Origin of the sequence: Kocuria massiliensis (assembly GCF_900169715.1) — a bacterium.
Taxonomy (GTDB): domain Bacteria; phylum Actinomycetota; class Actinomycetes; order Actinomycetales; family Micrococcaceae; genus Rothia; species Rothia massiliensis.
Genome location: NZ_LT835161.1, coordinates 1,209,001 through 1,222,903, shown reverse-complemented (window position 1 = coordinate 1,222,903; position 13,903 = coordinate 1,209,001). Strand labels below are relative to the sequence as shown.

Sequence of the window (13,903 nt, the reverse complement as noted above, 5' to 3'; positions counted from 1 at the left end):
GCGGCTACTTATCAATTTGATTACTGGGAGTTGGGAACAGCTCGCACATCACTTGGGGAATTCATGAATCCAACTATTTCTCGACGGACGCTCGCCAAGGGCGCCGCCTGGTCCGCGCCGGTGGTTTTGGGGGCCAGCCCGGTGCACGCCGCGTCATATTCCGACTATTGCCCGTCAGATGACGAACTCAACGCCGGGATCTGTAGCGCAAAATTTGCCTCTGCGTGGCAGGTGATCGGCGCCAAAACCTACAGCACCACGGCGGGAGGTTTGCTCAACGCGACCACTGCCATGAACTTCGGAACGAAGTGGCAGTGCCACAACCGGGGCCTGGTCAACTGGAAGATGTACAATCGGGCGGCGCACTACACGCTTCCTCGACCCAAAATTGTCTTCCGGGACGGTACTACGTATGAGGGAACGACGACGCTGGGATCGGATCAGGGTGGCGGGGCACAAGTTGGCTTCTTGTTCTCACTTTCGGTCTATTGGGAAGGGTCTAAGAGGTCGAACAGGAAAGACTGGGCCGGTGCGCAGGTGAGCGTTCCGATGAAGCTTTTCTACACTTCCCCGAATGGCACGCTCCGAAACTGCCAACTCGTGATGAAGTACGAAATGCCGACCACATACTCGATGCTGGTCAAGCCCATGGGAAATCCTCGTTTCGAGCTTTATCCCTAACGTGAGGGTGGGCGTTCGCTGCAAAAGTAGGCGGGTGTCGGACACGGGTTCATGGAGGCTGGTGGGGTGGCACAGCATGAGGTAAGGTGGGACGCTGGCTGGCAAGCTCCCCAAAACGCACCGAATGGTGATCACCGGGGTAGTTGTAGCAAGAGTTGCGGCTGACTCGAGCTCTCCACCGCGCGAAACGTGCGCGGCACTCTGGAGGCCAGTAACACCAGAACAATGACCAAGGACCTCCGCGGAAATTGGTCAACCGCATGAAAGGTAAATTGTGGCTGCTACTACTAAGAGCAAGCGCGCCCGTAACTTGGTGCGCAAGTCTCGTGCCCTCGGAATCCCGCTGACTCCGAAGGCTGAGAAGTACTTCGAGCGTCGTCCGTATGGCCCCGGCCAGCACGGTCGTGCCCGCAAGAAGGCTGACTCGGACTATGCTGTCCGTCTGCGCGAGAAGCAGCGTCTTCGCGCCCAGTACAACATTCGTGAGGCGCAGATGCGTCGTGCCTACGCCGAAGCGAAGCGCGTCGAGGGTCAGACCGGTGAAAAGCTGGTCGAGCTGCTCGAGTCGCGTCTGGATGCTTTGGTTCTTCGTTCGGGCTTTGCTCGTACGATTTCCCAGGCACGCCAGATGGTCGTTCACCGTCACATCATGGTCGACGGCGTCCGCGTGGATCGCCCCTCCTTCAAGGTGAAGCCCGGTCAGCTCATTCACGTCCACCCGCGTTCGGAAAAGATGGATCCGTTCCAGGTTGCCGCCACCGGCGCGCACCAGGACGTTCTGCCGGACACTCCGGGATACTTGAATGTCGAGATCGACAAGTTGCACGCCAAGCTGGAGCGCGCACCCAAGCGTAGCGAGATTCCTGTCACTTGCGAGGAACAGCTCGTGGTCGAGTACTACGCCCGTATGGCGTAATTCTTTAGGCCTCATAGTGATGGCCCGGGCACATGCCCGGGCCATCACGCTCTTAACGGGATGGATGCCGTAAACTGACACTCATTCCGGTGGCCTTTCCTGGGCCACCAATCCATGAAGTCGACAGAGGAGACGGTTGCGTCTATGACGGGTGGAGACATTGCCGGCCTGATTGCGGCCGGAGTATTTGCCATCTTGGTAGCCCTGCTTGCGGTGCCTATCGTCAAGTTGGGCAAGGTCTTCGACGAGGTACGAGTTGCGGTCCGACAGATCAACGAGGGAACAGGTCCCTTGATCGATGAAGTGACGCGAACGGTCACCACCACCAATTCTCAGTTGGCCAAGGTGGAAGGCATTACCGATAACGTCTCCGATGCCTCAGCTAACGTATCGGCGTTGTCTAGCTTGGTGGCCTCGACGGTGGGGCAACCGCTCATCAAAATGGCTGCTTTCTCCTACGGAGTTCGCAAAGCTTTCCGCCCAGAGGACACCCCGGGGAAAGGCTCAGCTGATGGCACCCGTGGCACTGGGGGAGCTACCGATAGTCCGGCGGGAGGGGCCCAATGAGCTTCTGGACGAAAACTGGTTTGATTCTGGCGGGAGCCGCCGCGGGATACTTCGCGTCGAAGCGCGGGGGACAGGTTGTCCACGCCGCCCAAGAACTAGTGGTCAGGGATTCCATGCAGGTTGATAAGCGCAGTAATCACCAAGGCGCCCTCGATAAAATCTGGGCCTCGGACTTCATGGGCCCTGTGCGTCGTGGAGCTCTCCGAGGCCTCAAATTTGCGGCCACCGTCAAACAAGGCATGACCGAGCGGGAAGACGAACTCAATCGCCGGTATGCCAACCAAAAGAAGGACCTTCGCCCCGGGTCCCTCGATACATGGGGCGATACCTACAACACCGAGAACCTCTCCGTGTCGGAACCGACCCGGGAAGAGGCACGCCCGGACGTGCTCGACGGTGAGGCTCCGGTCCGCGACGCGGATCTACCGCCAGGCTTTTTCACCGGCGGTGCGGAGCACCGAGAACGTTAGCGGATGAGTGCTTCCCCGTGAGGCGCACCAAATTTTGAATCGTCACGATAGATTCCCAGGACGAAGGACACTTAGCGGACATGCTTTCTCAGGACATTAAAAAGCGTTGGATCAATTTCTTCTCCGAACGTGGACACACCGTGGTCCCGTCGGCTTCTTTGATCTCCAACGAGCCCGGCGCCATGTTCACGATCGCCGGAATGGTCCCGTTCATCCCCTATTTCCTCGGACGTGAAACGGCTCCTTATAGCCGTGCGACGTCGGTGCAGAAGTGTATTCGTACGCTCGATATCGACGAGGTAGGGAAGACGGCCCGCCACGGAACCTTCTTTCAGATGGCCGGAAACTTCTCGTTTGGGGACTACTTCAAAGAGCAGGCCATCCCGTTCGCTTACACCTTGCTCACCACGCCTCAAGACGAGGGTGGATTCGGGTTGGATCCCGAACGCTTGTGGGTCACCGTGTACGAAGGGGACCAGGAAGCCTACGACATCTGGACTCGGGAGGTGGGATTCCCCGAGGAACGTGTTCAGCGCATGAACATGAAGGAGAACTATTGGTCGACGGGCCAGCCAGGTCCCGCCGGCCCGGACTCGGAAATCTTCTACGACCGTGGCCCTGCGTACGGTCGCGACGGAGGGCCCGCAGCCGACGAAGACCGGTACATCGAAATCTGGAACCTCGTGTTCATGCAGTACCAACGTGGCGAGGGGATCGGTAAGGAAGACTTCGAGATCCTCGGCGAGCTTCCGAAGAAGAATATCGATACCGGCCTGGGGCTCGAGCGCTTGGCCATGTTGTTGCAGGGTGTTGAGAACTTCTACGAGACCGATCAGGTGCGGCCCGTCCTGGACGAGGCCGCTCGACTCGCCGGAAAGAAATATTTTGGCTCTGAATCCGCCGAGGATGAGGGCTACGAGGATGACGTGCGCTTGCGCGTCGTCGCCGACCACATCCGTTCGTCGCTGATGCTGATCGCCGACGGTGTGAGTCCCTCGAATGAAGGTCGCGGTTACATTCTGCGCCGCTTGTTGCGCCGTGCGATTCGCGCGATGCGGCTCCTTGGGGTCACCGAACCGTGTTTGCCGGTTCTCCTGCCCGTGTCAAAGGACGCCATGCAGGGTGCCTACCCTGAAGTTGGTACCGATTTTGATCGCATCTCACGGATCGCGTATGCCGAGGAGCGGGCGTTCCTTCACACCATCGAATCGGGAACGACTCGACTCAACGAAGCGGTGACTCACGCTAAATCAGCGGGCGGATCCGTCTCGGGTGAAGAAGCCTTCGCCTTGCACGATACCTACGGCTTCCCGATTGATCTGACCCTGGAAATGGCTTCCGAGGCCGGCGTCGCCGTGGATGAGTCTGCCTTCCGTGCACTCATGGAGGAGCAGCGTCATCGTGCCCAGGCCGATGCGAAGGCCAAGAAGGGGTCTCACGCGGATCTCAGCGCTTTCCGAGAATTGGTCGACGAGCGCGGCTCGGTCTTCACCGGATACACACAGTTGCGAGGAGAAAGCACCATTCGGGCGGTCTTGCAGAATGGTGTGTCCGTTCCGGCGGCTTCCCAGGGGGACTCCGTAGAAATCGTTTTGGACGAGACACCCTTCTACGCCGAGGCCGGCGGTCAAGCGGCCGATACCGGCATGATCACCGGTAACGGATTCTCGATTCGCATCCACGATGTTCAGCAGCCGGTTCGTGGCCTGAGCGTCCACAAAGGCGAAGTGACTGAAGGCCAGGTAGTCACCGGATCAGAGGCCTTGGCACAGGTTGACGTTCAACGTCGCAAAGATGCCGAAAAGGCGCACTCGGGCACACATATCGTGCACGCCGCCTTGCGGAGCGTTCTCGGCCCGGAAGCGGTTCAGCGAGGATCCTTCAACAAGGAGGGTTACCTCCGCTTCGACTTCGCCTGGACCGACTCACTGTCTGACGGCGCCCGCGAAGAGGTCGAAGGGGTCTCCAATACCGCGATCCGTGACAATTACGACGTCGTGACCCGCGAAATGCCCTTGGACGAAGCGAAGGCCATGGGGGCCATCGGTCTGTTCGGCGAGAAGTACGGGGATATCGTGCGCGTCGTCGAGATCAATGGAGACTTCTCCCGGGAGTTGTGCGGCGGCACGCACGTGTCGACCTCTGCGGAGATCGGATCGTTGTCGTTGCTGTCCGAGCAGTCCGTGGGTTCGGGTAACCGTCGTGTCGAGGCCTTGGTGGGGCTGGATTCCTTCAACCACCTTGCTGCCGAACGCACGCTGGTCCATCAGCTCACCGACCTCATGAAGGTGCAGAATTCGGCGGATCTTCCGGAAAAGATCTCGTCCACCCTGGGGCGTCTCAAGCAGGCAGAAAAGGAACTGGAAAAGCTCCGTAAGGAAAAACTCCAGGCAGAAGCCGGGCGGCTCGTGGAAAAGGCCGAGCTTCTGGGCGGAGTCCGGGTGCTCGCGCACGACGCCGGTGAACTTGCTGGCGACGACGTCCGGAATCTGGCGACTGACCTTCGCCACAGGCTCGGAGAAGATGCCGCAACCGTGGTGGTTTCCGGTGTCAATAACGGACGTCCCGTCGTCGTGGTCGCCACCAACCAGGCGGCCCGTGAGCAGGGCGTGAAGGCTGGCGCCTTGGTGCGGACCGCAGCTGGCGTATTGGGCGGCGGCGGTGGCGGCAAGGACGACCTCGCCCAGGGCGGCGGCCAAGATCCCACCAAAATTTCCGAGGCCTTTGACGCCGTCAAGAGCCAGGTCGCTACCGCAGGATCATCGCGATCGTGATGAGAAGGGGCGTACGCATGGGGGTCGACGTGGGCAATGCCCGCGTCGGCCTCGCCCTGAGCGATCCCGATGGGATTTTGGCCACACCATTGAAAACTTTAAAGAGAAACTCCAATACCAATTCGGACCGTCGGGTGCTGCGTAAATTCATCGACGTGCACGAGGTGACGGAGGTATTCGTGGGGCATCCTCGGACCATGCGTGGCGGCTCCAGTGCATCCACCCAGATGGCCGAAGATTACGCGGCAGGACTGGTGTCTGAGCTGCTAGAAGAGGGGCGAGGTGACATCCCCGTTTGGCTCGTGGACGAGAGGCTCACGACGGTCTCTGCGCAGCGTTCCTTGCACGAGGCGGGTGTCTCTTCACGGGACTTCAAAACCATGGTTGACCAGATGGCAGCGGTGCATATTCTTCAACAGGCCCTCGACGCGCTGAAAGCGGATCGCTCGGTCGCGGGATATTGTGTTAACTCGGAGCAACGCGGCGTCGGCACTGAGCCGTTACCCGATGACACCGAAAAGAATGGAGAACCTTCGTGAGCGAAGATTCATCACGAAAAAACCGTGGAGAGTCTTCGGGTGATGACAATGAGTCCTTCCACGGGCTTTTCTCCCCGACAGATGCCGAGCGACGCGCCGGAATCCAAGGGCTACGCATCGAGCAGGAAGATCTGACTCCCGCGCAGGCGCGCCGACGCGAAGCCCGACGTCGTCAAGCGCTCATCACGGCAACCATCATTTTCGTGATCGGCTTGGTAACCACGTTGGCCCCCGGACGGGACTTTTCGAAGCCAAGGATTACCACGGTGACGGTAACGGTAAGAGTGTCAGCATTGAGGTTGGACAAGGCGACACCAACGCCACGGTCGGTCAGCAGCTCGAACAAAAGGGCGTCGTGGCCAATAGCGAGAAATTCGTTTCCACCATGGAAGAGAAGGCCAACGGCAAGTTCATTCAGCCCGGAACCTTCGAGCTTCAGCAACACATGAGTTCTGAAGCGGCGATGAACTCGCTCACCGGATCGGGTAGTGCCAAGCACTACGTCGCGATCAATCAGAATCTCCGTAAGGACGAAGCCTTCGACGCCCTGTCTAAGGGCACCGGAATCAACGTCAGCGACTTCAAGGAGCTCGACAAGGACCCAGGCCAGTTCGGCATTCCGAGCCAATTCAACTCGCTGGAAGGATTCCTGCATCCGGGAGAATACCGTTTCAAGTCCGATGCTTCGGCCAAAGACGTCATCCAGGAGATGGTCGACAAGACGAAGAAGGATCTCAAAGACGCAGGCGTCGACAGCGACGACGAAATCTTCCATACGGTGACGGTCGCTTCGATCCTCGAATTCGAGGCGACGCCGCACGACTACAAGGCGGTTGCCGGAGCCATCGACAACCGTGTGGATAACCCAGGCGGCGAGACTCAGGGATTCTTGCAGTCCGACGCCACGGTTGCCTATGGGCTCGGCAAGAAGACGTATCAGATCTCCGATGACCAAAAGCGAGACGCGTCCAATAAGTACAACACCTTTGCCAATAAGGGGTTGCCGATTGGGCCCATCGGTTCGCCGGCTGCGGATGCCATCAAGGCCGCAGCGCATCCGGATCACAACGATTACTACTACTGGGTGACGGTGAATCTTGATACGGGCGAGACCAAATTCGCCAAGACCTATGAAGAGCATCAGAAAAATGTTGAAGAGTACGACCAGTGGTGCTCGGATCATTCGGGCAAATGCTCCTGACTCGAACGCCTGAAGGACCGTGGGCGGCCGTACTTGGTCACCCGGTGCATCACAGCCTGTCGCCGGTGATGCACCGGGCGGCCTATGCGGTGCTCGGCGAAGAGCTGTCGTACACTTTGGCGGATGTCGAGGAGGATGACTTCGCCACGGCTGTCGCCCCCGCTCTGCAGGATCCGCGGTGGAGGGGTTTCTCCGTGACCATGCCCCTGAAATCGGTTGCGTGCCGACAGGCCGATCGTCTGACGGGATTCGCACAGGTTGTGGGAGTCATCAACACCTTGGTGCCCATCGGGGCGGAGCAAGAACGTCACATTCTCGGACATAACACCGACGTTTCCGGAATCGTCAATGCCCTCGTCGCGGCACAATCCCACCTGCCGGAGCGTCCCCGAGCGGCGATCCTGGGTGGAGGCGGTACGGCTACCGCGGCCACTGCGGCGTTACACATCCTGGGTGCGGACAACATGACCGTATTCGTGCGGAACCCGAAACGGACCGAGCGCGTGGCGTCGGTGGCCGATCGCTTGGGAACGACGCTGGAATGGGCCCCTTTGGAGGCTGCCCCGGCCCACATGGGCGAATTCGACGTGATCGTCTCGACATTGCCGGCTCGGGCCTTTGACGACTATGCGTCGTCGATCTCGGGGGATTTGACCGGTTTGGCACTTTTGGATGTGTCCTATGACCCGTGGCCCTCGGGGCTGGCCGTGGCCGCGCAAGACCGAGGCGCCGCAGCCGTCTCGGGGCGTGACATGTTGTTGTATCAGGCAGTGGATCAGATCAAACTGTTCACGGGGCGACTTCTCTCCGAGGAACTGCCGCATCAGATGGAAGTATTGAGGGCGATGGCCGACGCCGCTGGCGTGCAAGCTCGCGTGAAGGCCCCCCGCAAGATTTACGACGATCAAACCCTTAGGCCCCGTCGCTGAATCCCGATAGGAATTTCACCGGCTCCACGGGAACGACGGCGGATCACCGAATACTCACACGAAAGATAGAGGTAAAACCGTGACATTGCGTTGGCTGACGGCCGGGGAGTCCCACGGCGAAGCACTCGTGGGAATCATTGAGGGTGTGCCGGCCGGCGTCGAGCTCACGTCGGCAGATATTCGGGACGCCCTCGCGCGACGTCGGCTCGGATACGGCCGAGGCGCCCGGATGAAATTTGAGGAAGACCGCGTGAGGATCCTCGGTGGAGTCCGGCACGGCCTGACGCAGGGCGGCCCCGTCTCCATCGAGATTGCCAACACCGAATGGCCCAAATGGACCGACGTCATGTCGTCGGATCCGGTCGACCCATCCGTTCTCGAAGGCAGGGCTCGCAACGCCGCGCTGACGCGCCCACGTCCGGGTCACGCGGACTTTACCGGTATGCAGAAGTACGGGTTCTCCGAATCCCGTCCTGTGCTGGAGCGCGCCAGCGCTCGAGAAACGGCCACCCGTGTGGCGCTTGGTGTGGTCGCGGCGAAAATTCTCGAAGCACTGGGCGCTCAGCTCGTGAGCCATACGACGGCAATCGGTTCGGTGGCCGCCCCTCTGGACGCCGAGCGACCTCTTCCGCGTCACGTCGAAGCTCTGGATGCGGATCCGCTGCGGTGCTTCGACCACGAAACGTCGGAAGCCATGGTGCGTGAGGTAGACGTCGCACACAAGGACGGCGAAACGTTGGGCGGCGTCGTCGAGGTTCTCGCATATGGTCTCGTCCCGGGGCTTGGCTCTTACGTTCACTGGGACCGCCGCCTCGACTCGCGATTGGCCGGCGCGCTCATGGGGATCCAAGCCATTAAGGGCGTGGAAGTCGGCGATGGTTTCCTCACCGCCGCACGGCGAGGAACGGAAGCTCACGACGAAATCTCTCTCGACGCGGACGGCCGGGTTCTTCGCGAAACCAACCGAGCCGGAGGCATCGAAGGCGGGATGAGCATCGGCGATACCCTTCGGGTGCGGGCCGGCATGAAGCCCATCGCGACAGTTCCTCGGGCGTTGAAGACCGTAGATACCTCGACCGGCGAGCCGACCACCGCGCATCACCAACGGTCCGACGTCTGCGCCGTGCCGGCTGCTGGTGTGGTGGCCGAGGCGATGGTGGCGCTCGTTCTCGCCGATGCCTACCTGGAGAAATTCGGCGGAGATTCGATCGCAGAATCTCAACGCAACATGCGCACGTACCTGGAAAATATTCCCGAGGAACTGGGGTGGGTTTCCAACTCGCGGGGTTGGGATCAATGACTCGTGACGGCCGAGCGTCCATCATCCTCATTGGCCCCATGGCCGCCGGTAAATCGTGGCTTGGGCGAGGCCTGGCGCAGTCCCACGGTTACGCGTTTGTGGATTCGGACGAGTACATCGTGGCGCATCATGGAGAAATTGCGCGGATTTTTGTGGACCATGGAGAAGCGCACTTCCGAGACCTCGAGGCGTCGTCGATCGAAGAGATCCTCCGAGAGGACCTCGGGGAGAGATCGGTGGTGTCTCTGGGAGGGGGAGCACCGATGTCGGAACGCGTCCGTCGACTCCTCCAGGGGCACACAGTGGTCTTCGTTCGGGTGGACGCGGATACCGTCCGCCCACGGATCATGAGAGATGCATCCCGTCCCATGCTTCAGCCGGATCCCATGAGACGATGGCAAGAAATTTTTGACGAACGCGTGGGCACTTACGAGGAACTCGCCGACATCGTCGTCGATGCTTCAGGGCCGCGTGATGTTCCGGAACTCGTCGAGGAGATTCACCACGCGGTTCAAGACAAGAAACACCAGGCGGAATCGGAATCCCACGAGGTCGGCTGAGTCGAATGGTGGCGTCACAGCGCGCCGCTCTAGCAGGAGGTACAGATGAGTCAGGAACAGGCGGCACCAACGCGGATCTCGGTTACGGGGCAGTTGCCCACGGATAACTATGACGTGCACGTTGGGCATGACTTGCTCGTTCAACTTCCCGAAATTTTGGGCCCCCGTGTTCAACGCGTCTTGGTGGTTCACCCGAGAGCCTTGCGTTCCACGGGTGAACTCGTCATGAATGACCTCAAATCTGCGGGTTTCGAGTCCTTCAGTGCGGAAATCCCCGATGCCGAAGAGGGCAAACACATCCAAGTTGCGGCCTTCTGCTGGCAGGTTTTGGGGCAGAACGACTTCACCCGCTCCGACGCGATCATTTCCGTCGGAGGCGGCGCGGTGTCCGACGTCGCAGGGTTCGTGGCGGCTACGTGGTTGCGTGGGGTTCGTGTGGTCCACATTCCCACCACATTGTTGGGCATGGTCGACGCCGCCGTGGGCGGAAAGACGGGCATCAATACCGCCGAAGGCAAGAACCTGGTGGGATCCTTCCACACGCCCGCCGCCGTATTGTGCGATGTGGGCACCCTCCGGACCCTTCCGGTCCACGAGTTGGTCACAGGATTAGCCGAGGTCATCAAGTGTGGATTCATCGCGGACCCCGTGATATTGGATCTCATCGAGGCCGAGCCCGAAAAAGTACGGGATTCGCAGTCCGCCGTCATTCGTGAATTGATTGAACGGTCCATCCGGGTCAAGGCCGAGGTTGTCTCGGAGGATCTCAAAGAATCGGGACGCCGTGAATTCTTGAATTACGGGCATACGCTGGCGCACGCGATTGAGGTCAACGAGCGCTACCAATGGCGTCATGGTGCGGCCGTGTCCGTCGGAATGGTCTTTGCCGCGGAATTGTCCGCAGCCGCGGGCAATTTGGACGGTGCCGTTGTGGACCGAACCCGAAGCATCCTGGAGAGTGTTGGGCTTCCGACGACGTACCGTGGGGACCAGTGGAAAAAGCTCCTGGACGCCATGCACCGGGATAAAAAGGCCCGCGGAAATCTCTTACGTTTTGTGGTCCTCGACCGTGTGGGTTCTCCCCGCATGATGGAAGTTCCGGACGAATCCATTCTGTTTGCGACTTACCAAGAAATCGCATCCTGAAAAACCAGGTACCACCAGAGCGTTACAATAGCTATCGATTAACCATGCACGCTGTTTGAGCGTGCCCATCGACGATCCGCCAAAGGAGTGTTCGTGGCAACGACCAACGACATCAAGAACGGGACCATCCTCAAGCTCGACGGGAATCTCTGGGGTGTCATCGAATTCCAGCACGTCAAGCCGGGCAAGGGCGGTGCGTTCGTGCGCACCAAGCTGCGCAACGTCAACACCGGCAAGGTCGTCGACAAGACATTCAACGCCGGCGCCAAGGTCGAGCTGACCACCGTGGACCGTTCCGAGTACCAGTACCTGTACCAGGATGGTGCCGATTACGTCTTCATGGACAACAAGACCTACGACCAGATCAACGTGCCGGAGGCTGTGGTTGGAGACGCCGCCAACTTCATGTTGGAAAACCAGAACGTGACTCTCGCGATGCACGAAGGTGCGCCGCTGTACATTGAGTTGCCGCCGTCGGTAGTTCTGGAAATCACCTACACCGAGCCGGGCCTTCAGGGTGACCGTTCCACCGGTGGCAACAAGCCCGCCACGCTCGAAACCGGTGCCACGATCCAGGTTCCGCTGTTCGTGGAGCAGGGCACCAAGGTCAAGGTCGACACCCGCTCCGGCGATTACCTGGGCCGCGTCAACGAGTGAATTCGAGAACTAAAGCGCGCGTTCGCGCCCTGGAAGTACTGTTTGAGGCCGAAGAACGCCACGAGGATACCCTCGAGGTTCTCCGGCGTCGGCGCCTGCACACCTCGGCATTGATCTCAGATTATTCAGAGAGAATCGTGCAGGGTGTCGTCGAGCGAGACGAAGAGATCCGAGAGTACATCGAGACCTATTCCAAGGGATGGGCCATGGATCGCATGCCCTCCGTGGACCGCGCGTTGTTACGCATGGGTGTCTGGGAATTGCTGTACAACGATGATGTGCCCGACGCCGTAGCCGTGGCGGAAGCGACGGGCCTGGCACGCACGCATTCAACCGACGATTCACCGCGGTTTATCAACGGGGTGCTGGGTCGATTGCAGAAGGTCAAGCCCACCTTGATGACCGATTAAGACAACGACGGACGCCGTCGGGAGTTTCTCCCGGCGGCGTCCGTCTTTCGGTGTGGTAGCTTGGCCGAGATGCATTCATCTTGCTGACCTTTAAATTCCGTCCCGTGAGGCGGGGAAGGAGGCAATCGCGATGACTACTCACTACCGTTCCGATGCGGAACCGAATACTCGGATTTCCTCGAACGCGCGCGTGATTTTGGATACCGCGGATGTCAACCGGGCTCTGACCCGTATAGCTCATGAGATCGTCGAGTCCAATAGGGGCACGAAGGATCTCGTGCTTTTAGGCATTCCCCGGCGAGGTTTTCCCCTCGCGCAAAGGTTGGCGCAGAAAATAGCCGCCACCGAAACGTCATTTGATATTGATGCTTCTCTGGGGCAACTGGACGTCACGATGTACCGCGATGATCTGCGGCGGAACACGTCCCGTACCCCGGCGCCGACACACATTCCTGCCGCGGGGATCGACGGAAAAAACGTCGTTTTGGTTGACGATGTCTTGTACTCGGGTCGTACCATTCGCGCGGCATTAGACGCCCTGGCGGATTTTGGCCGCCCCGCCGTCCTGACAGATCGCGGCCATCGTCAGCTACCTATTCGCGCGGACCATGTGGGTAAGAACCTGCCGACGTCGCACCACGAATCCGTCAAGGTTTTTCTTCGAGAAACCGACGAACCGCCCATCACGTCCGGCGGTACCGGGGATCGCGATGTCTCCGACAGTGTCGTGCTCGATCCGGGCGCTGAGGCCAAGAAGGGATCCATCGCATGAAGCATCTACTCGATACCCAAGACTTGAGCCTCGCCGAGGCGATAGAGATTCTCGACACCGCCGACAGCATGGCCGAGGTGGGCAACCGAGAGGTCAAGAAGCTTCCGGCCCTGCGCGGACGCACCGTGGTCAACCTGTTCTTCGAGGACTCGACGCGAACTCGCATCTCTTTCGAAACCGCTGAGAAGAGACTGTCCGCGGACGTCATCAATTTCGCGGCCAAAGGCTCTTCCGTGTCGAAGGGCGAGTCTCTCAAAGACACCGCTCAAACCCTCGAAGCCATCAACGCCGACGCCATCGTGATCCGCCATCCTTCCTCGGGTGCTCCGGAACGCTTGGCAACCAGCGGCTGGATTTCTTCCCCCGTGATTAACGCCGGGGACGGAATGCATGCGCATCCGACGCAGGCCTTGTTGGATGCCATGACTCTGCGCCAGCATCGGTCTCGACTAACCGGGGAGCCCACGCGTGGCTCGAGTCTTCGGGGCATGACGGTAGCAATCGTGGGCGACGTGCTGCATTCGCGGGTCGCTCGATCCAACGTGTGGTTGCTGTCCTTGCTCGGGGTGCGCGTGATCTTGGTGTCGCCGCCGACCTTGTTGCCTGTGCGCATCGACGACTGGCCCGTCGAGGTGTGTTACGACCTCGACGAGGCGCTAACACACGACCTTGACGCGATCATGATGCTCAGGATCCAGCGGGAGCGCATGCATGCCTCGTTTTTCCCGTCGTCGGAGGAGTACGCCAGGATGTGGGGCCTGACGCCGGAACGGCTGGCCTACTTGGACGGTCGCGGTGCCGAAACGGCAATTTTGCACCCCGGACCCATGAACCGCGGGCTAGAAATCAGTGCGGCCGCCGCGGACTCTCCGAGATCTCTCGTCCTCGACCAGGTGACCAACGGTGTTTCGGTGCGCATGTCCGTGTTGTATCACCTTCTCACCGGGCCTCAGGGCACTTCCGACCATTCCGCACTGTAAA

The 13,903-nt window shown here is 59.9% G+C and carries 15 protein-coding genes; all 15 read left to right on the top strand.

Going from position 1 to position 13,903, the window contains the following annotated elements:
- Positions 1-63 precede the first annotated feature (63 nt).
- The 15 genes from B9Y51_RS11260 (at position 64) to B9Y51_RS09755 (ending at position 13,902) form a co-directional block, all read left to right on the top strand.
- Positions 64-681, top strand: coding sequence for a hypothetical protein (locus B9Y51_RS11260; protein ID WP_048678411.1), 618 nt, complete (start codon positions 64-66; stop codon positions 679-681).
- Between the two features lie 274 nt (positions 682-955).
- The gene (gene rpsD, locus B9Y51_RS09820; protein ID WP_048678410.1) at positions 956-1,597 is read left to right on the top strand and encodes a 30S ribosomal protein S4; all 642 of its coding nucleotides are present in this window, start codon (positions 956-958) and stop codon (positions 1,595-1,597) included.
- 144 nt (positions 1,598-1,741) lie between these two features.
- Positions 1,742-2,164: a DUF948 domain-containing protein gene (locus B9Y51_RS09815; protein ID WP_048678407.1), complete on the top strand. Its 423-nt coding sequence runs from the start codon at positions 1,742-1,744 to the stop codon at positions 2,162-2,164.
- The gene (locus B9Y51_RS09810; protein WP_048678406.1) at positions 2,161-2,634 is read left to right on the top strand and encodes a hypothetical protein; all 474 of its coding nucleotides are present in this window, start codon (positions 2,161-2,163) and stop codon (positions 2,632-2,634) included. Before B9Y51_RS09815 ends, B9Y51_RS09810 begins: the two co-directional genes overlap by 4 nt.
- Before the next feature lie 80 nt (positions 2,635-2,714).
- A complete protein-coding gene (gene alaS, locus B9Y51_RS09805; RefSeq protein WP_085529541.1) occupies positions 2,715-5,408 on the top strand; it encodes an alanine--tRNA ligase in 2,694 nt (897 codons plus the stop codon).
- Between the two features lie 17 nt (positions 5,409-5,425).
- Entirely contained in the window at positions 5,426-5,947 is a 522-nt protein-coding gene (gene ruvX / locus B9Y51_RS09800; RefSeq protein ID WP_048678403.1) for a Holliday junction resolvase RuvX, read from the top strand.
- A 292-nt stretch (positions 5,948-6,239) separates the two neighbouring features.
- Positions 6,240-7,148 (top strand): endolytic transglycosylase MltG, encoded by a 909-nt coding sequence (gene mltG, locus B9Y51_RS09795; RefSeq protein ID WP_245826184.1) that lies wholly within the window; start codon positions 6,240-6,242, stop codon positions 7,146-7,148.
- Positions 7,115-8,077, top strand: a complete 963-nt coding sequence (locus B9Y51_RS09790) for a shikimate dehydrogenase family protein (RefSeq protein ID WP_245826139.1) — start codon at positions 7,115-7,117, stop codon at positions 8,075-8,077. Before mltG ends, B9Y51_RS09790 begins: the two co-directional genes overlap by 34 nt.
- Positions 8,078-8,156: 79 nt before the next feature.
- Positions 8,157-9,377 (top strand): chorismate synthase, encoded by a 1,221-nt coding sequence (gene aroC, locus B9Y51_RS09785; protein ID WP_085529539.1) that lies wholly within the window; start codon positions 8,157-8,159, stop codon positions 9,375-9,377.
- A complete protein-coding gene (locus B9Y51_RS09780; RefSeq protein WP_085529538.1) occupies positions 9,374-9,937 on the top strand; it encodes a shikimate kinase in 564 nt (187 codons plus the stop codon). The genes aroC and B9Y51_RS09780 overlap by 4 nt, the downstream gene beginning before the upstream one ends.
- A 45-nt stretch (positions 9,938-9,982) precedes the next feature.
- Positions 9,983-11,083 carry a 3-dehydroquinate synthase gene (aroB, locus tag B9Y51_RS09775; protein WP_048678396.1) on the top strand — a complete coding sequence of 367 codons (1,101 nt, stop codon included), beginning with the start codon at positions 9,983-9,985 and terminating at the stop codon, positions 11,081-11,083.
- 93 nt (positions 11,084-11,176) lie between these two features.
- Positions 11,177-11,740 (top strand): elongation factor P, encoded by a 564-nt coding sequence (gene efp / locus B9Y51_RS09770; RefSeq protein ID WP_048678395.1) that lies wholly within the window; start codon positions 11,177-11,179, stop codon positions 11,738-11,740.
- Positions 11,737-12,150, top strand: a complete 414-nt coding sequence (nusB, locus tag B9Y51_RS09765) for a transcription antitermination factor NusB (protein ID WP_048678393.1) — start codon at positions 11,737-11,739, stop codon at positions 12,148-12,150. Before efp ends, nusB begins: the two co-directional genes overlap by 4 nt.
- A gap of 130 nt (positions 12,151-12,280) precedes the next feature.
- Positions 12,281-12,922, top strand: coding sequence for a bifunctional pyr operon transcriptional regulator/uracil phosphoribosyltransferase PyrR (gene pyrR, locus B9Y51_RS09760; protein WP_085529537.1), 642 nt, complete (start codon positions 12,281-12,283; stop codon positions 12,920-12,922).
- Complete coding sequence (locus B9Y51_RS09755) at positions 12,919-13,902, top strand: aspartate carbamoyltransferase catalytic subunit (RefSeq protein ID WP_085529536.1); 984 nt, start codon at positions 12,919-12,921, stop codon at positions 13,900-13,902. The genes pyrR and B9Y51_RS09755 overlap by 4 nt, the downstream gene beginning before the upstream one ends.
- Position 13,903: the final 1 nt, after the last annotated feature.

Excerpts from the sequence above, each read along its gene's own strand:
- B9Y51_RS11260 (WP_048678411.1), top strand. The coding sequence starts at position 64 with ATGAATCCAACTATTTCTCGACGGACGCTCGCCAAGGGCGCCGCCTGG.
- B9Y51_RS09815 (WP_048678407.1), top strand. The coding sequence starts at position 1,742 with ATGACGGGTGGAGACATTGCCGGCCTGATTGCGGCCGGAGTATTTGCC.
- B9Y51_RS09810 (WP_048678406.1), top strand. The coding sequence starts at position 2,161 with ATGAGCTTCTGGACGAAAACTGGTTTGATTCTGGCGGGAGCCGCCGCG.
- alaS (WP_085529541.1), top strand. The coding sequence starts at position 2,715 with ATGCTTTCTCAGGACATTAAAAAGCGTTGGATCAATTTCTTCTCCGAA.
- ruvX (WP_048678403.1), top strand. The coding sequence starts at position 5,426 with ATGGGGGTCGACGTGGGCAATGCCCGCGTCGGCCTCGCCCTGAGCGAT.
- B9Y51_RS09780 (WP_085529538.1), top strand. The coding sequence starts at position 9,374 with ATGACTCGTGACGGCCGAGCGTCCATCATCCTCATTGGCCCCATGGCC.
- aroB (WP_048678396.1), top strand. The coding sequence starts at position 9,983 with ATGAGTCAGGAACAGGCGGCACCAACGCGGATCTCGGTTACGGGGCAG.
- pyrR (WP_085529537.1), top strand. The coding sequence starts at position 12,281 with ATGACTACTCACTACCGTTCCGATGCGGAACCGAATACTCGGATTTCC.
- B9Y51_RS09755 (WP_085529536.1), top strand. The coding sequence starts at position 12,919 with ATGAAGCATCTACTCGATACCCAAGACTTGAGCCTCGCCGAGGCGATA.